Origin of the sequence: Nocardia stercoris, assembly GCF_003696265.1 — a bacterium.
Taxonomy (GTDB): domain Bacteria; phylum Actinomycetota; class Actinomycetes; order Mycobacteriales; family Mycobacteriaceae; genus Nocardia; species Nocardia stercoris.
Map to the genome: position 1 here is coordinate 274,209 of NZ_RFFH01000001.1, position 16,083 is coordinate 290,291.

Consider the following 16,083-nt stretch of genomic DNA (forward strand, 5'->3'; position numbering starts at 1 on the left):
AGCGGAGCGTGACCACGCAGAACGCAGGCGCAGGCCGATGTCCAGGAGGCCGCAATGTCCGCCCCGCTGTCCACCCGAGTGTGCCTGACGACCGCCGCGGGCGGTCCCGCGATGGTCAGTCTGTTCCTGGTTCCCGAACCCCGCGTCCGTGGCGGCTGCATGCTGCATCTGCTGGAACAGGATCCGGTCCGTGAGGTACCCCGATCGGATCCGGATCTGCTCGCCACGCTCGCCGGTACCTCGCTGCCGCAGGCTCGGGCGCGACTGCTGGCGGCCCCGCCGCACCGGATGCCCGTCTGGGGTGGGCACGGGCTGCGCGTGCTGCTGCACGACCACTACATCGGCGACGATCCGGTCGGCCTCGATCTCGCCGATCCGGCCGAGCTGGCCCGCTTGGCCGATCTGCCCGAACATCCGGTCGGCCCGCGCCGGATCGACGATTTCCGTGACTATGCGGTCCGCGCGGCCATGCTTGCCGTTTATCGCTATTTCGGTGTGGACCAGCGGATTCCGCTGATGTACCACGGCTATGCGGACCCGGCGAGCGGCTGGCTGGCGGTCCGGAGCGCGTCCGCGTAACAGGCTACAATGGTTGCCGCGTCGAGCCGCCCAGGTTCGTCTGCCACCCACGGTTCGCACTGACATTGGACCGCAGCGACCACGTCTCGGGAGACCATGCCTGCGCCGGATCACGACCGTCACCACTGGATCGATTACGCCACTTTCGGGGAACGGTTCGTCGCCCATGCCGTCAGCGGTGAGCGCGTCGCCGCGGCCGTCGCCGAGATCGCCGGCCGCGGAATCAAGATCGGGCCGTTCAATATCGGCCCGCTGGGAATGGCCGGTTTCGTCGCCGAGGGCAAGGTCGGCACCCCGGAGATCACGCCCGGTACGTCCGCGGTGTCGTACGCGGTGCAGGTTCCGATCCGGTTGCACGGCACGGTCCGGCTCGCCGGGCAGTTGTTCCGGCTGGAGGCCGCGGTCGACATCGGCCTGACGCTCAACGCGCGCACGGCGGATCCGCTGCTCATCGTTATCGATATCCCGCCGATCCGGCCTGCCGACGTGTCGTTCGTGGTGCGGGCGCAGGCCATCGGTTCCGCGTTCGAACTGCTGCTGGAACCGATTGCGGCACTGGTGCAGCGCGAGGTGGCGAGCCGGGTCAACGCCATCCTGCGCGATCCCGCCGCGCAGCGGAACCGGGTGTTCGATGTAGCGGCGCTCATCGGCGGCTACGACTCCGACGCCTACCGGCGGGCCGAGTTCGACTGGATCGGCTACGACGAGTTCGGCCGCCGTTTCTTCCCGTCGATCGTTACCGCCGATCGGGTGCGGGCGGCCGTGGAGGACATGGCCGGCCGGGTGATCGAGGTCGGGCCGCTGCCGGTCGGGCCGCGCGAGGCCGCCACGGTCCGGGTGAACGGGGTGCTGCGCCTGCCGCGCCTGACCGAGCGGCCGACTGCGGTCGCGCCCGCCGGAGCCGGCGTGGACGGGGATCTGGTCGCCTTCGATCTGGTCGTCCCGGTCGAGCTGGAGATCGTCATCGACGTGTTGAAGGCCAACCGCTATCGGGCCGACGTCGATATTCCGCTGGTGCTGTACGCGCGGGCGGCGGACCCGCTGCTGGTCGTGATCGATGTGGTGCCGCCGAGACCCGACGATCTGGTGATCCGGTTGCGCGCCGAGGGCTGGCGGGCCAAGACGCTGGGCGCGGTGGCGGGCCTGCGGCGGCAGCTGGCCGAGCGCATCGTGTCGGTCGTCCGCGGTGAGCTCGCGGACGCGGCCTTCCGGACGATCGACGCCGCCGCCGGGATCGATCGCGCGACCGGTGGCGTCCGCCGCGGCACGGACTGAGCCCGCCGTGTTTGTGACTCATGGTGTGAATGTGAACTATGGTGCTCTCGCGTCAGTTGTGACTATGATGCGAATTGTTCGACAGTCGAGGCTCCCGGTGCGTTGACAGTTGCTGTCGGGGAAGGCGCACCGGGCGCCGCATCGCTTCGCGGCCCGACGGTCCGGGCCGGTTCTGTTCACCACAGTGCCGAGGAGTCCCGATGCGTTCTGTTCCGACACCGTTCTCCGCCCAGATCAGCCGCCGCACCGCGCTGGCCGCGATGGGCGCCGCCGCAACCGCTCTCGGGCTCACCGGCACCGGCACCGCGCGCGCCGACGACGGGGACCTGGGCACCCTGCTCGACTACGCCGGCGGCGTGCCCTCGGCCGCCGCGATCCGGGCCGCCGGACATGCCGGCGCCATCCGCTACGTCTCCGACCGCCGCCCCGGCGCGGAATGGATGGCGGGCAAGCCACTGCTGCGGCGCGAGGTGGACGACCTGCGCTCGGCCGGGCTGGCGATCGTCTCCTGCTACCAGTTCGGCAAGGGACCGACCGCCGACTGGCGCGGCGGGCTGGAAGCCGGCAAGAAGCACGCGGCCCGCGGGCTGATCCTCCACATCGCGGCCGGCGGACCCGACAACGCTCCCATCTACGCCTCGATCGACGACAACCCGTCCGCCGACGACTTCGACAGCATGATCGGCCCCTACATGCAGGGCTGGCAGTCGGTACTCGGACCGGAACGCACCGGCATGTACGCCAATTCGCCCACCATCGATCGGGCGCACGACGCGGGTCTGGCGGCCTTCTTCTGGCAGCACGACTGGGGTACTCCGGCCGGATACGTGCACCCGGCCGCGAATCTGCACCAGAACGCGGGCGACCAGTGCAGCGTCGACGACATCACCGCCGACGTGAATTCGATCCTCTCGCAGCGCTTCGGCGCCTGGTAGGCCCAGTTCCCCGGCAGCGCTCGTCGAATCGTGGTCGGTTACCCCGAAAGCCGGAGGTAACCGACCACGATCGTCAGGTCTGGCTGTGGGAGGTGGGGTCGGCGGCGAGGTCGGGTTCGTCTGCCACGATGCGCAGCGTCGGATGTTCGGCGGCCTCGTTGCTCAGCACCTGGCGGTTCCCCATCCACGACAGCAGCGACCACCGGGACAGCCCCGAGAACGCCGAGCCCAGGCTGAGGAACGATCCGGCCGACCCGATCGACAGCACCGAGCCGACGCTGCCGATCGACAGGATCGAATAGGCCGACCCGATCGACAGGATCGAACCCTCCGACCGGATCGACAGGATCGACCGATTGGATCGGGTCGAGAGGATCGATTTGTACGACCGACGCGACATCACCGACCGCCGCTTGGCGGGCACCACGATCACGGATCGTTCGAGCTCATCGACAGTCGCCATGTCTAGCGGTGTACCACAACGACACTGCCCGATCCACCCCTGCGGCGAAGAGTCGCCGTCGGATGTGAACCGGGCAGGTGTCAGGGCTGTGGAACGACCTCAGCGGACGTTGAACAGGCCGATCGTCGGCAGGAAGCTGCAGGTGACCGGCGCCGACTGGTCGTCGGCCTGGGTGGTCAGCGAGCCGGAGACGACCGCGATGACGGGACCGGAGCCGGTGTCCGCGATCGCCGACAGGGTGCCGGGGCCGTCGGGGTTGATGTGCGCGGCGTCGGTGAGCAGCGTGGTCCCGCCCTGCCGGGTGGCGAGGTTGAACCACTGGACCGTCATGGGCGGATTCTGGGTCGGGGTGAGGCCTTTCGTGCCCAGCGCGGTGAACACGAAGCCGGCCTGGCCGGCGGTGGGGCCGGGCGGCGGCAGGTCGGCCGGGCCGGGGACCGCGAGCGCGGTGCCCACCGAGTCGGAGGTGCCGCCGATGCAGCCCTTACCGATCGACGGGTACAGGAACTGCGCGATGACCGGGCCGTCCTTGGGGATGTCCGGGCCGCCGCCGTTGGCGCCGGTCAGGAAGTCGATGATGGCCTGGAGGGTCTGCTTGATCTGCGGCGGCAGATTCATTGTCTTGAGCAGGTTCTCGGCCTGGTCCAGGATGCTCTGCTGGCCGGGGCTGGCGACCGGGCCGGCGTCGGCGATATCGGCCGGGTGGCTGACCGCGGCGCCGATGATGGCGGGCGCCAGCGAGGCCAGCGCGTCGACCGGGACGCCCTCGGGCACCAGGGGGCTGTTGCCCGGGTGGGCCGGCGCGGGAGCCTGCGCCGGCGCGGCGACCACCGGGGTCGCCACGGTCACGACAGCGGTGGAGACAACCGCTCCGGCCGACAGGGCCAGCGCGGACATTGCGAACCGCGATCCTCGGGTGCCAAGCACTGGTGGGCCGTCCTTAACCTCGGAAACCTCATCATGCGGTCAATCGGGCTTGCGCCCTACCGCTTTCGCGGTGTCACTCTAGGGACAGTGCTGCCCGATGTACAGCTGTGGGTGTGATCTGTGTTGCACTGCGGGTAACGCGTCGTCTGAATGTAGCGCGGCGCGGCTGTTACTGCCGTGATCAATGGGGCAAATGTTACTAATGTGTCGGAAGGGAATTTCGGGCGGTATCGGCGGGCGGGCCGGGTCCGTCCGGCGCACCCGCCGGGCATCGGTAGTCTGGGCGCGGCCTGCCGATCGATCCGAAAGCAACGTGACGTGACTCGACACCTCCGCTGGGCGAGATCCGCGCTGGCTCTCTCCGTGTTGATCCGGTTGGTGTGGATGCTGGCCACGCCGGACGGCATGAACGTCGTCGACCTGCGGGTCTATGTCTTCGGTTCGGCCAATCTCGGCAGCGGCAGCCTCTACGACTTCACCTATTCGGACAAGACGCCGGACTTCCCGCTGCCCTTCACCTACCCACCGTTCGCGGCGGTTCTGTTCTATCCCATGCACTTCCTGCCCTTCACGCTCGTCGCCGTGGGCTGGCTGTTGCTCATCGTCGCGGCGCTGTACGGCGTCGTCCGGCTCACCCAGCGCATGCTGCTCGGTGGCGGCGCAGACGAGCAGTCGGCGAAAACGGGCGCGGTGTGGTGGACCGCGATCGGGATGTGGATGGAACCGGTCCGGGTCACCATCGACTACGGGCAGGTCAACGTCTTCCTGGTGCTGGCCGTGATGGTGGCGGCCACCACTTCACGGAAATGGTTGCCGGGCTTGCTGATCGGTCTCGCCGCCGGGGTGAAACTGACACCCGCGGTGACCGGCCTCTACTTCCTGGCCCGCAAACGCTGGGCCAGCGCGGTCTGGTCGGCGGTCGTGTTCGGCGGCACTGTGATTGTCTGCCTGCTGATCTCGCCCGGCGAGACCCGAACCTACTTCGGCCCCTTGATCGGTGACGCGCATCGGATCGGCCCGGTCGGATCCGTCGAGAACCAGTCCGTGCGCGGCGCGCTGACCCGGCTGCTCGGCTACGACGCCGGCGAGGCGTGGACGCTGCACGGACACCGGATCCCGTGGGGACCCTGGTGGCTGGCGGGCGTCGTGGTCGTGACGGTGCTCGCCTACTTCGCCTGGCGGGCGCTGGGACCCGACGACGATCTGGGCACCCTGCTGGTGGTGCAGCTGTTCGGGCTGATGGTCTCGCCGATCTCGTGGGCACACCACTTCGTGTGGTTGTTGCCGTTGATCCTGTGGCTGCGCCACGGGCCGTGGCGGGATCGGCCCGGCGCCCGGCAGCTGTACTGGGCCTGGCTGGTGGTCAGTCTGGTCGGGGTGCCGTGGGTGCTGTTGTCGTTCCAGCCGACGATCTGGACCATCTCGCGGCCGGGCGTGCTGTCCTGGCTGGGCGCGGTCTACGTGCTCGGCACGCTGTTCACGTTCGGGTGGCTCATCCGAACAGGTCGTCGATCTGCCGTGCGAGAGCTACATCCCGTCGGGTGAGCCCGCCGGCCTCGTGGGTGCTGAGCGTGAAAGTGACCTTCCGCCAGCGGATATCGATATCGGGATGATGGTTGGCCTCCTCGGCGGCCACCGCCACCCGGCGCACCAGCTCGATGCCGTCGAGGAAGGTGGGCGCGGTGAAGGTCCGTGTGATCTCCGTCCCGTGGGCGAAGGTCCATTCGGGTATCTCGGCGAGCGCCTCGTCCAGCTCGTCGCCGGCCAGTAGTGCGGTCATACCCCGGTTCTACACCCGGCGCGGGCCGCGCGCGAGGGTGCGTTCAGGCCGTTCGGGCGAGCTCGAGCGCCTTGCGTAACTTCTTGCCGTGCAGGCCCGCTGCCTCGGCCTTCTGCATCCGCATGATCACCACGGGACACCTGAGGCAGCGAGTGCGGCTGCGGCAGCACTTCTTCTTCGGTTTCAGGCTCGAGACCTTCTTCGCCTTCGCCTTGCCCATGCAGGTAAGCGTAGCCTTACCCGTCCCCGAGGCAGGGGAAGCGGCGGCATTTCGGTACTGTGTAGCTGGCCGCATGCCCGCCGGTGCCGATTTCTGGCCGATGGGATCGAGCCCTCACCGAGGGCCGGCCGTTCCATAACTTTCAGCCAGGAGGAAGCACGTGTCGTCTGTCGAGTTCCGCAATGTCGCCATTGTGGCTCATGTCGACCACGGCAAGACGACGCTGGTCGACGCCATGCTGCGGCAATCCGGCGCGTTCGCCGAGCGTGCCGAGGTCGTCGACCGGGTCATGGACTCCGGGGACTTGGAGCGCGAGAAGGGCATCACCATTCTCGCCAAGAACACCGCCGTGCACCGGCACAACGCCGACGGCTCGGTGACCGTCATCAACGTCATCGACACCCCCGGCCACGCCGACTTCGGTGGTGAGGTCGAGCGCGGTCTGTCCATGGTCGACGGTGTGGTGCTGCTGGTGGACGCCTCCGAGGGCCCGCTGCCCCAGACCCGCTTCGTGCTGCGCAAGGCCCTCGCGGCCTCGCTGCCGGTCATCCTGGTGGTCAACAAGACCGACCGTCCCGACGCCCGGATCGAGGAGGTCGTCGAGGAGAGCCACGACCTGCTGCTCGACCTGGCCTCCGACCTGGACGACACCGCCGCCGAGGCCGCCGAACTGGCCCTCGACCTGCCGGTCCTCTACGCCTCCGGCCGCGCCGGCAAGGCCTCGCTGACCCGCCCGGAGAACGGCCAGAACCCGGACGCCGAGAACCTCGACGCCCTGTTCGACGTGCTGATGAACCACATCCCGGCGCCCAAGGGCAACGCCGACGCGCCGCTGCAGGCCCACGTCACCAACCTCGACGCCTCGCCCTTCCTCGGCCGCCTCGGTCTGGTCCGCATCCACAACGGTGAGCTGCGCAAGGGCCAGAGCGTCTCCTGGATGCACGCCGACGGCGTCAAGCAGGTCAAGATCACCGAGCTGCTGCAGACCGTCGGTGTGGAGCGTCAGCCCGGCGAGGTCGCCGTCGCCGGTGACATCGTCGCGATCGCCGGTATCCCCGAGATCATGATCGGTGACACCCTCGCCGACCTGGAGAACCCGGTCGCGCTGCCGCGCATCACCGTCGACGAGCCCGCCATCTCGGTGGTCATCGGCACCAACACCTCGCCGCTGGTCGGCCGGGTGCAGGGCCACAAACTGACCGCCCGCATGGTCAAGTCCCGCCTGGACCAGGAGCTGATCGGTAACGTCTCGCTGCGCGTGCTCGACATCGGCCGCCCCGACGCCTGGGAGGTCCAGGGCCGTGGCGAGCTGGCGCTCGCCATCCTGGTCGAGCAGATGCGCCGCGAGGGCTTCGAGCTGACCGTCGGCAAGCCGCAGGTGGTCACCAAGCAGGTCGACGGCAAGGTGCACGAGCCGTTCGAAGAGCTGACCATCGACTCCCCCGAGGAGTACCTGGGCGCGATCACCCAGCTGCTGGCCGCCCGCAAGGGCAAGATGGTCCAGATGAGCAACCACTCGGCCGGGTGGGTGCGCATGGAGTTCATCGTCCCCTCGCGTGGCCTGATCGGTTTCCGCACCGACTTCCTCACCGAGACCCGCGGTACCGGTATCGCCAACGCCGTGTTCCACGGCTACGCGGCCTGGGCCGGCGAGATCCGCGCTCGCCACACCGGTTCGCTGGTGTCGGACCGGGCCGGCACGGTCACCCCGTTCGCGATGATCCAGCTGGGCGACCGCGGCCAGTTCTTCGTGGAGCCGGGTGCCGAGACCTACGAGGGTCACGTCGTCGGGATCAACCCGCGCGCCGAGGACCTCGACATCAACGTCACGCGTGAGAAGAAACTCACCAACATGCGCAGCGCCACGGCCGACACGTTCGAGACCATGGCCAAGCCGCTGCAGCTCGACCTCGAAGGTGCGATGGAGTTCTGCACCGACGACGAGTGCGTCGAGGTCACCCCGGAGATCGTGCGCGTGCGCAAGGTCGTGCTGGGCGCCAACGAGCGGGCGCGGGAACTGTCGCGCAAGAAGGCGCGCGACCGTGCGGCGGCGGGTGCGTAGGTCCTAGCCGGATAAAGTCGTGTCGGTGAGGTCGGGGGAACGAGTCCGCGCAGCGACGCGCGGGGTGCAGGAGATCGCGCTGCGTACCGGACGAGGACGCGGGCCCCGGCTGCTCGCGGTGCTGGCGGCGACATCGGTCACGATGCTCGCGGGCTGCACCGCGAACCCGCCCCCGCCGATCCAGAGCACCGACAGCCCGAAGACCGTGCCGGTCAAGCCGACCGGTAACTCGGTGGTGGTGGCGGTCGACGACATCGGCATCGGGTTCAACACCCATCTGCGGTCGAATCAGTCGCCGGTGACGGCGGCGGTGAGTTCGATGGTGTTCCCGTCGCCGTTCCGCCCGGTGGTCGCGCAGACGCCGTTTCCGGCTACCGACTGGGTGCCGGACAGTGCGCTGCTGGTGTCGGCGGACGTCACGTCCCAGGAGCCGTTCACCGTCACCTACAAGCTGCAGAACCAGGCGTCCTGGTCCGACGGTGCCCCGATCGCGGCCGAGGACTTCCGCTATCTGTGGCAGCAGATGATCAGCGAGCCGGGGGTGGTGGATCCGGCCGGCTATCGTTCGATCTCCGATGTGAGTTCGTCGGAGGGCGGCAAGACGGTCACGGTGACCTTCGCGGCGCCGTATCCCGCCTGGCGGCAACTGTTCTCGGATCTGCTGCCCTCGCACATCCTCAAGGATCAGCCGGGCGGTTTCGAGCGGGCGCTGGCCACCGAGCGCGGGCTGATCGACCAGAATCCGATCTCGGGCGGGCAGTTCCGGATCAAGCAGGTCGACGCCGGCCGCCAGGAGATCGTGCTGGAACGCAACGACCGGTTCTGGGGTACGCCGGCGGTTCCCGATCAGATCCTGTTCCGGCGCGGCGGGACGAGTGCCGAACTGGCCGAGTCGCTGCGGACCGCGGACGCGCAGATGGCGCTGGTGCACGGCGGTGCCGCCACGCAGGCCCAGCTCGCGGCCGTGCCGTCGGTGCGGACCGCGACCATTCCGGTGGCCCGCGAGATGCAGCTGGCGCTCAACGCCCGCGGCGGTGACCTCGCCGATGCGCGGGTGCGCAAGGCGGTCCTCGGACTGCTGGACCCGGCGCTGCTGGCCACCGTCGGCGCGCAGACCGGCGCCTGGGTGGATCCGGTTCGGGCACAAGTACTTTCACCGTCCGACCCCGGCTACGCGCCGACCGCGCCGCCGCGGATGTCGTCGGACGAGGCCTACGCGCTGCTGGCCGAGGCGGGCTTCGGCCGGGCCGAGGCGGCACCCACGGTGCCGTCACCGACCTCTCCGGCGCCGCAGCCGCGCGCGGTCGCCCGCAACGGCAAGACCCTGGTCGTGCGGATCGGGGCCGTGGACAAGGACCCGCTCACCCAGGCCGTGGCCGCCACCGCCGCCGACCAGCTGCGCAGCGCCGGGATCGACGCCAGCGTGCACAGCGCGCCCGCCGACGAGCTGTACGGCAAGAACCTCACCGACGGCACGGTCGACGCGATCGTGGGCTGGGAGCGCGCCGGTTCCGACCCGGCCACGGTGCTGTCGTCGCGCTACGGCTGCCCGCCGGTGGCACCGCCGGGCCAGGAGGACAGCGCCGTTGTCAGCGCCGCCCGCAAGGCGCCCGGTAACCTTTCCGGAGTGTGTGATCCCGCGCTGCAAGCCGAGATCGACGGTGCCCTGCACGGTGTGGACGTACCGCGGGTCCTCGGCGACGCCGAGCCGAAGCTGTGGGACCTCGCCGTGCTGTTGCCGATCCTGCAGGACGGTGGTGTCGCCGCGGCCGGACCACACGTGGATGGTGTCTCGCTCAACGGTGCCCTGCAGACGGGGATCTTCGGCGGGGCCGCGACCTGGCGGAGGATTCCTTGACCCTGACCGGTGATCCGGTGCGTACCGGCGGCCTGCTGCTGGTGCATGCCCACCCGGACGACGAGACCCTGTTCACCGGCGGGACGATCGCGCACTACGCGGCGCGGGGTGTGCCGGTCACGGTGCTCACCTGCACGCTCGGTGAGCAGGGCGAGGTCATCGGGGAGCGGTACGCGCAGCTGGCCGCCGATCAGGCCGACCAGCTCGGCGGCTACCGGATCGCCGAATTGACCGCTGCGCTGGGCGCTCTCGGGGTGAACTCGCCGAGATTCCTCGGGGGAGCGGGACATTGGCGCGACTCCGGGATGTCCGGCACGACGGCCGATCCCGGCCTCGCCGAATCCGCCGAGCATCCAAGGGCTTTCGTGCGGTCCGGGGACGAGGCGGTGCAGGCGCTGGTCGACGTCATCGACGAACTGCGGCCGCAGGTCGTGGTGACCTACGACCCGCGCGGCGGGTACGGGCACCCGGATCACATTCACGCCCACGAGATCACGATGGCCGCGGTGGAGCGCGCCGCCGAAACCGGTTGGGACGTACCGAAACTCTACTGGGCGATCCTCGAGGACCCGACCATGAAGGCGGCCGGGCAGGCCATGAACGACCGGGTCGCCGCCGGCGCGGTACTGCCGGCGCAGTGGATCGTGCCGCCCGCCGAGGCGCTCGGCGGTTTCCCGCCGGAGGCGGTGTCCGCGGTGATCGACATCGCGGACGTGTTCGAGGCCAAGGTCGCGGCGCTGCGGGCACACGCCACCCAGGTCACGGTGTCGGAATACGGCCTGGAATACGCACTGTCGAACAACCTGGCGCTGCCGATCGTGGCGCAGGAGGCGTTCCAGCTGGTGCGCGGAAAGTTCGCGCCCGGCCCGGACGGCCGCGAGCACGACCTCTTCGCCGGTCTGACCGGCCCCGCCGAATAGACTCGACCACATGATCAACTGGGATCTGCAGGATGCGATCGCCGCGTTCGTCGACAGTCTGCGGCCGTACTTCCCGGAGATACACGACCAGTACCTGGCGCTGCTGCACGGATTCGCCGCGGTGCAGAGCCAACTGTTGTCCCTGCTCGGCTTCCCCCCGGTCTCGTGATGCCCACCGACACTGTCGCCCCGGCGGGCGAACCGAACCGGTTGCTGGGCATCGTGCTGGCCGCGGTCCTGGTCTTCGACGGCGCACTGACCGCCGTCCTGGAGGCCCTGTTCCTGCCGCTCTACATCGGCAGCGTCCCGTTCCCGATCACCGCGGTGATCGCGGGCTTCGCCAATGTGTGGCTGATCCGCGGCATGACCCACGTGACCTCGCGCCCGCTCGCCCTGGCCGCCCCGATCCTGGCCTGGGTCGCCGCCTTCCTGTTCTGCGCGAGCTCCGGCACCGGCAACGACGTAGTGCTGCCGGACAATTGGCCCACAGCGGCACTGCTGGTCGGCGGCCTGGTACCCGCCGGGCTGGCGCTGTTCCGGCGGTCGTTCACCGTGCCCGACACCGTATCGGGGTCCTGACCCGCGTCAGTGCAGGTGCACGGTGAGGGTGGCGACGACCGCGTCGGTGCGGGTGCGCAGGGCGGCAGCGAGGAACGGGCCGCGCGGATTGTGCAGGATGGTCTGCCACCAGCGGGGAGTGTCGACTTGGACCAGGAGCACGGTGACGTGGTGGCCCTCGTCGGACATCTTGCGGACGTAGCCGACCAGGGTGGCGATCAGGCTGCGGTTGGGGCAGGGCAGGACCGTCAGCGGGACGCCCGGATTCCAGATCTTCCACTGCGAGCTCAGCTTCTTGGTCGATCCGGGTTCGATGGCGGCCGCGACCGCGCGCACCTCGCCGCCCATCCGCATGGCCGCTTCCAGAGCCAGTTCGGTGGTCGTGCTGATCGTCACCACCGGCACCAGAACCAGTGCGGGACTGCTCGATTCCGGCTTCGGGGGGACGCGGCCCATCCGCAGCTGCTTGGCGATGCCGCGGTAGTAGCGTTCGGTCCGGTCGAACAGGAACAGCAGTGCGGGAATGATGATCAGCAGCAGCCACGCGCCTTCGTGGAACTTCTCGATCAGCAGCACCACGCCTGCGACGGCGGTGAGGATCGCGCCGAATCCGTTCAGTCCCGCTCGCCACACCCACCCCGGTTCGCGCAGCCGCCGCCAGTGCCGGACGAGTCCGGCCTGGCTGAGCGTGAATCCGATGAAGACGCCGATCGCGAACACCGGCAGCAAGCGGTGTGTGTCGGCTCGCACGATGGTCAGCACGATCGCGGCGAGCACCGCGAGCGCGGCCACGCCGTAGCGGAAAACCGGCCGCTCCGAACGCATTCCGAACGCGTGCGGCACCCGGTGATCCTTGGCCAGCAGTGACAGCAGCACCGGCAGCCCGCCGAAGCTGGTGTTGGCGGCCAGGGCCAGCACCACCACGACCGACAGGTTGGCCAGGTAGAAGGCCCAGCCGGTGCCGAACGCGCCCGCGGTCAGCTGGGCCAGCACGGTGACGTTGCCGCGCGGCACGGTGTGGAAGTGGTCGATCAACAGGCCCATCCCGATCAGCAGCGCACCCAGCAGGGCACCCAGCGCCAATTCGGTGTGCTGGGCCCGTTTCACCGCCGGGGTGCGGAACGACGGCACCGCGTTGGCGATCGCCTCGACCCCGGTCAGCGAGGAGCAGCCGGCCGCGAACGCCCGCAGCAGCAACAGGATTCCGACGACCGCGGTGATGTTCGGCGGGCCCGGTTCGTCGCCGATGACCGCCACCGGATGCGACCGGGACAGGCCCACCACGATCACCGCCACGGTGGCGGCGACGAACACGATGGTCGGCCCCATCAACACCTTCGCCGACTCCGCGACGCCGACCAGGTTGATGGCGGTCAGGACGCCGAGGCCGACCAGGGTCACCAGCAGCAGGTGCCCGTTCAGGATCGGAAAGGCACTGGCCAGGCTCGCCGCGCCGGCCGCCAGGCTGACCGCGACGGTGAGGACGTAGTCGACCACCAGGCTGGCCGCCGCGAGCAGGGCCGGCCAGCGGCCCAGATCGGTCTTGGCGACCGCGTACGCGCCGCCGCCGTCGGGATGGGCCGCGATGACCTGCCGATAGGACAGCACCAACACCGCCAGCAACCCGGTGATCATCATCGTCACCGGCAAAGTCCACGACACCGCCGCAGATCCCGCCGTGATCAGTACCAGCACAATGGACTCGGGCCCGTACGCGACGCTGGTGAGCGCGTCCAGCGACAGCGCCGCCAGTCCGCCCAGCGCGGTCAGCCGGAATTGGTCACCGCGCTGGTGCCGGTGCAGCCGGCGGTCGGCCATCCGCGGTTCCTGGATACGACGCTGCTCGATGTCGACCACGGATCAATTCAACGCGAGGATCGGGCGTATCCCCGGGCCCGCGGCGCCGCGTGTCGGCATCGGCACCGGACGGATCGAAGTGCGCGCGATGATCAGGCCCGCACGGCGGGTGACCGCGCCGCGCTGCCGGGTCGGCACGGACCGGAACCTGACGGTCGGCTCGGACACAGGTTCGCCCGTGCCGACGAGTCGGGGCGAATCACCTGGCCGGTCGTGTGGCTCCAGCGGCCGGATTCGGTGCAGGGTGGATCATGTGATCGCCGAAAACAGTGCGGGACATCACTTTCCGGTATCCGGGAGCTGGCTGCGGATCAAAGTCACGAGCTGGTCGCCGACCTGGGTCAGTGGTTCCGTCGATTCGGTGGCGACGGCGACCAGGATCGCGCCCTCGACCGCGGCGATGATCGTGGTGGCCAGGGCGCGCGCGGCCGCGGTGGCGAGGCCGCGTGCGGTCAGTTGGGTGACGAGCAGGTCGGACCAGGCGGTGAAGGCGCGGCCGGCGGTGGCCCGGGCGGCGGGGGCGTCGTGGCCGCCGTACGCGGCGGCCGCGATCGGGCAGCCGGCCTGGAATCCGCCCTCGGTGATCAGCTGCGTCCAGTACGCGATATACGCCCGCACGGCTTCCTCGGGCGTGGTCTGCGCGCTCACCTGCCGGATCAGTCCGCCGATCCGGTCGGCGGCCCGGCCGACCGCCACCGCCATCAGTTCGGCCTTGCCGCCCGGAAAACACTGGTACAGCGAGCGGCGGGCGGCGCCGCTGTGTTCGACGAGATCGGCCACCCCGGTACCGGCCACGCCGCGCCGCCGGATCAGTTCGATCGTGCTGGTGATCAAACGGTCGCGGGGCGCGGCGGGCATGGTTTTCCTCCGGGGTCGGTCGCGCTCAGCCTAGTGGCGGCGCCAATCGAACATCGTGGTGCTGCCCCGCTCGGGACGCCACGGCAGCAGGACCGCGACGAGCGCCGCGGAGGTCAGCAGTGAACCGACGGCGATCAGCGAGGCCACCTGCGATCCGGCCAGCGCGGCGACCTTCATGGCGTGGACCAGGTCCGCCTTGGGGCCGGCCAGCATGGGTGCGACGGGGGTCCGCACGATCTGCAGCACGCTGATCGGGGTATCGCGGGCCAGGCTCTTCTGCGCCGGGTCCATGATCGAGTTCGGGATGGCGTCGATGCGGGCGGCGACCCGCGCGGTGTACACCGAGGACATGGTCGAACCCAGCACTGCGACGCCCAGGGTGCCGCCGAGTTCGCGGGTGGTGTCGTTGACCGCCGAACCGGCGCCCGCCTCCGCCAGCGGCACCGAACCCATGATCGCCTCGGTGGACGGGCCTTGGACCACGCCGAATCCGATGCCCATCAACACCATCGAGATCAGGACCGGGCCCAGGTACGGTGTCTCGACTCGCACGGTCCCGGCCAGATACATGCCGACGGCGAGCGTCAGCAGCCCGGCGACGACGGTGGCGGTGGTGCCGATCCGCTGCGCGACCAGGGTGGCCAGGGGCGCGCCGATTCCGACCGCGGCCGCGAACGGCAGCGAGTGGATGCCGAATTCCAGTGCACTGTACTCCTTTACGCCCTGGAAGTACTGGGTGATCAGGAACAGGAAGCCGAAGGCGCAGAAGTAGGAGACGGTGATCGCCAGGGCCGGGACCGAGAACCGGCGGATGCGGAACAGGTTCATGTTCAGCACCGGATTCTCCGCGCGCAGTTCCCAGGCGACGAATCCGGCCAGCAGCAGTGCCGAGATCCCGTAGCCGGCGATGCTGCGGTCGGCGAGCCAGCCCCGCCGGGGCGCGTCGATGACGGTCCAGACCAGGGTGGTGACGGCGATCAGCGAGGCGGCGATGCCGACCGTGTCGAGGCGGCCGCCGCGTTCGGCCCGGGATTCGGGGACCACCCAGGCGACCGCGGCGACGGCGGCCAGCGCGATGGGCACGTTGATCCAGAACACCGAGTGCCAGCTGAAGAATCGCAGCAGCCAGCCGCCGGTGACCGGCCCGATCGCGACGGCGATCCCGGCCATGGCGGTCCACAGCGCCACCGCGCCCGCGCGGGCCCGGCCGTGCGGGAACAGGTTGATCAGCAGCGCGAGTGTGGCGGGGAAGACCGCCGCGGCGAAGACGCCCATGCCCGCGCGGGCCGCGATCACCTGACCGAGGCTGCCGGCGATGGCGCCGAAGCCGGACATGACGGTGACCCCGGCCAGCCCGATCAGCAGCATGCGTTTGCGTCCGATCCGGTCGCCGAGGTGTCCGAGGGCCAGCAGCAGGCCGGCGAAGGCGAGGGTGAACGCGTCGACGATCCATTGCAGGCCGCTCATCCGGGCGTGCAATTGCCCGGCCATCGAGGGGAGTGCGACGTTGACCAGGGTGTTGTCCAGGACTACCAGCAGTTCGGCCAGGCAGATCGCGATCAGCGCGAGTGCTCGCGTGCGCAGTGTGGTTGCCGGTTCGAGCGGGCGTATCGCCGTTGATATCGCCATCCGATGTCTCCTCCTCGTTAGAACGATCGGTCTCCCGGGACGGTATCTGTGAAAGTTGGTTACAGACAATGCTTCCGTGGCGTGACGCCGGACATAGTTTCCGAATCGACCTGCGAGATCCGGCCCGAATGTGATCCGTATTGAATAAGTGGTCGAGCGGTG

At 69.5% G+C, this 16,083-nt stretch carries 16 protein-coding genes; 9 read left to right on the plus strand and 7 right to left on the minus strand.

What is annotated here, in order from left to right:
• Positions 1-54 precede the first annotated feature (54 nt).
• From EBN03_RS01170 to EBN03_RS01180, 3 genes are all read left to right on the plus strand, one after another.
• Positions 55-579 (plus strand): hypothetical protein, encoded by a 525-nt coding sequence (locus EBN03_RS01170; RefSeq protein WP_122185961.1) that lies wholly within the window; start codon positions 55-57, stop codon positions 577-579.
• Positions 580-675: 96 nt separating this feature from the next.
• Positions 676-1,854, plus strand: coding sequence for a hypothetical protein (locus tag EBN03_RS01175; RefSeq protein ID WP_122185962.1), 1,179 nt, complete (start codon positions 676-678; stop codon positions 1,852-1,854).
• Between the two features lie 200 nt (positions 1,855-2,054).
• Positions 2,055-2,789 carry a DUF1906 domain-containing protein gene (locus tag EBN03_RS01180; RefSeq protein ID WP_233608024.1) on the plus strand — a complete coding sequence of 245 codons (735 nt, stop codon included), beginning with the start codon at positions 2,055-2,057 and terminating at the stop codon, positions 2,787-2,789.
• A 73-nt stretch (positions 2,790-2,862) separates the two neighbouring features.
• On the opposite strand, the gene EBN03_RS01185 is transcribed toward EBN03_RS01180, so the two are convergent.
• Both EBN03_RS01185 and EBN03_RS01190 read right to left on the minus strand, forming a co-directional pair.
• The gene (locus EBN03_RS01185) at positions 2,863-3,189 is read right to left on the minus strand and encodes a hypothetical protein (protein ID WP_122186698.1); all 327 of its coding nucleotides are present in this window, start codon (positions 3,187-3,189) and stop codon (positions 2,863-2,865) included.
• Between the two features lie 162 nt (positions 3,190-3,351).
• Positions 3,352-4,149: an Rv1157c family protein gene (locus tag EBN03_RS01190; protein ID WP_233608025.1), complete on the minus strand. Its 798-nt coding sequence runs from the start codon at positions 4,147-4,149 to the stop codon at positions 3,352-3,354.
• A gap of 348 nt (positions 4,150-4,497) precedes the next feature.
• Here EBN03_RS01190 and EBN03_RS01195 point away from each other — a divergent pair, with 348 nt between their 5' ends.
• Positions 4,498-5,724, plus strand: coding sequence for a mannosyltransferase (locus EBN03_RS01195; protein ID WP_233608026.1), 1,227 nt, complete (start codon positions 4,498-4,500; stop codon positions 5,722-5,724).
• Here the strand turns inward: EBN03_RS01195 and EBN03_RS01200 are convergent.
• A complete protein-coding gene (locus EBN03_RS01200) occupies positions 5,672-5,959 on the minus strand; it encodes a 4a-hydroxytetrahydrobiopterin dehydratase (RefSeq protein WP_122185964.1) in 288 nt (95 codons plus the stop codon). The genes EBN03_RS01195 and EBN03_RS01200 overlap by 53 nt on opposite strands.
• Before the next feature lie 43 nt (positions 5,960-6,002).
• The gene (locus EBN03_RS34425; RefSeq protein ID WP_199742556.1) at positions 6,003-6,179 is read right to left on the minus strand and encodes a hypothetical protein; all 177 of its coding nucleotides are present in this window, start codon (positions 6,177-6,179) and stop codon (positions 6,003-6,005) included.
• Between the two features lie 160 nt (positions 6,180-6,339).
• Between EBN03_RS34425 and typA the strand changes: the two genes are divergently transcribed.
• The 5 genes from typA (at position 6,340) to EBN03_RS01220 (ending at position 11,598) form a co-directional block, all read left to right on the plus strand.
• The gene (typA, locus tag EBN03_RS01205; RefSeq protein ID WP_122185965.1) at positions 6,340-8,241 is read left to right on the plus strand and encodes a translational GTPase TypA; all 1,902 of its coding nucleotides are present in this window, start codon (positions 6,340-6,342) and stop codon (positions 8,239-8,241) included.
• Between the two features lie 142 nt (positions 8,242-8,383).
• On the plus strand, positions 8,384-10,099 hold the full coding sequence (locus EBN03_RS01210) for an ABC transporter family substrate-binding protein (RefSeq protein WP_122186700.1): 1,716 nt from the start codon (positions 8,384-8,386) through the stop codon (positions 10,097-10,099).
• Entirely contained in the window at positions 10,096-11,019 is a 924-nt protein-coding gene (mshB, locus tag EBN03_RS01215; protein ID WP_233608027.1) for an N-acetyl-1-D-myo-inositol-2-amino-2-deoxy-alpha-D-glucopyranoside deacetylase, read from the plus strand. The genes EBN03_RS01210 and mshB overlap by 4 nt, the downstream gene beginning before the upstream one ends.
• A gap of 10 nt (positions 11,020-11,029) precedes the next feature.
• On the plus strand, positions 11,030-11,188 hold the full coding sequence (locus EBN03_RS34430) for a hypothetical protein (protein WP_199742557.1): 159 nt from the start codon (positions 11,030-11,032) through the stop codon (positions 11,186-11,188).
• On the plus strand, positions 11,188-11,598 hold the full coding sequence (locus EBN03_RS01220; protein ID WP_122185966.1) for a hypothetical protein: 411 nt from the start codon (positions 11,188-11,190) through the stop codon (positions 11,596-11,598). Before EBN03_RS34430 ends, EBN03_RS01220 begins: the two co-directional genes overlap by 1 nt.
• Positions 11,599-11,604: 6 nt before the next feature.
• Here EBN03_RS01220 and EBN03_RS01225 read toward each other — a convergent pair whose 3' ends face one another.
• The 3 genes from EBN03_RS01225 to EBN03_RS01235 form a co-directional block, all read right to left on the minus strand.
• Complete coding sequence (locus EBN03_RS01225; RefSeq protein ID WP_233608028.1) at positions 11,605-13,434, minus strand: APC family permease; 1,830 nt, start codon at positions 13,432-13,434, stop codon at positions 11,605-11,607.
• Positions 13,435-13,713: 279 nt separating this feature from the next.
• Positions 13,714-14,292: a TetR/AcrR family transcriptional regulator gene (locus EBN03_RS01230; RefSeq protein ID WP_122185967.1), complete on the minus strand. Its 579-nt coding sequence runs from the start codon at positions 14,290-14,292 to the stop codon at positions 13,714-13,716.
• A 30-nt stretch (positions 14,293-14,322) separates the two neighbouring features.
• Positions 14,323-15,921 carry an MFS transporter gene (locus EBN03_RS01235; protein WP_122185968.1) on the minus strand — a complete coding sequence of 533 codons (1,599 nt, stop codon included), beginning with the start codon at positions 15,919-15,921 and terminating at the stop codon, positions 14,323-14,325.
• Positions 15,922-16,083 lie beyond the last annotated feature (162 nt).

Excerpts from the sequence above, each read along its gene's own strand:
- EBN03_RS01170 (WP_122185961.1), top strand. The coding sequence starts at position 55 with ATGTCCGCCCCGCTGTCCACCCGAGTGTGCCTGACGACCGCCGCGGGC.
- EBN03_RS01175 (WP_122185962.1), top strand. The coding sequence starts at position 676 with ATGCCTGCGCCGGATCACGACCGTCACCACTGGATCGATTACGCCACT.
- EBN03_RS01180 (WP_233608024.1), top strand. The coding sequence starts at position 2,055 with ATGCGTTCTGTTCCGACACCGTTCTCCGCCCAGATCAGCCGCCGCACC.
- EBN03_RS01185 (WP_122186698.1), bottom strand. The coding sequence starts at position 3,189 with ATGTCGCGTCGGTCGTACAAATCGATCCTCTCGACCCGATCCAATCGG.
- EBN03_RS01190 (WP_233608025.1), bottom strand. The coding sequence starts at position 4,149 with ATGTCCGCGCTGGCCCTGTCGGCCGGAGCGGTTGTCTCCACCGCTGTC.
- EBN03_RS01200 (WP_122185964.1), bottom strand. The coding sequence starts at position 5,959 with ATGACCGCACTACTGGCCGGCGACGAGCTGGACGAGGCGCTCGCCGAG.
- EBN03_RS34425 (WP_199742556.1), bottom strand. The coding sequence starts at position 6,179 with ATGGGCAAGGCGAAGGCGAAGAAGGTCTCGAGCCTGAAACCGAAGAAG.
- EBN03_RS01210 (WP_122186700.1), top strand. The coding sequence starts at position 8,384 with ATGCTCGCGGGCTGCACCGCGAACCCGCCCCCGCCGATCCAGAGCACC.
- EBN03_RS34430 (WP_199742557.1), top strand. The coding sequence starts at position 11,030 with ATGATCAACTGGGATCTGCAGGATGCGATCGCCGCGTTCGTCGACAGT.
- EBN03_RS01220 (WP_122185966.1), top strand. The coding sequence starts at position 11,188 with ATGCCCACCGACACTGTCGCCCCGGCGGGCGAACCGAACCGGTTGCTG.
- EBN03_RS01230 (WP_122185967.1), bottom strand. The coding sequence starts at position 14,292 with ATGCCCGCCGCGCCCCGCGACCGTTTGATCACCAGCACGATCGAACTG.
- EBN03_RS01235 (WP_122185968.1), bottom strand. The coding sequence starts at position 15,921 with ATGGCGATATCAACGGCGATACGCCCGCTCGAACCGGCAACCACACTG.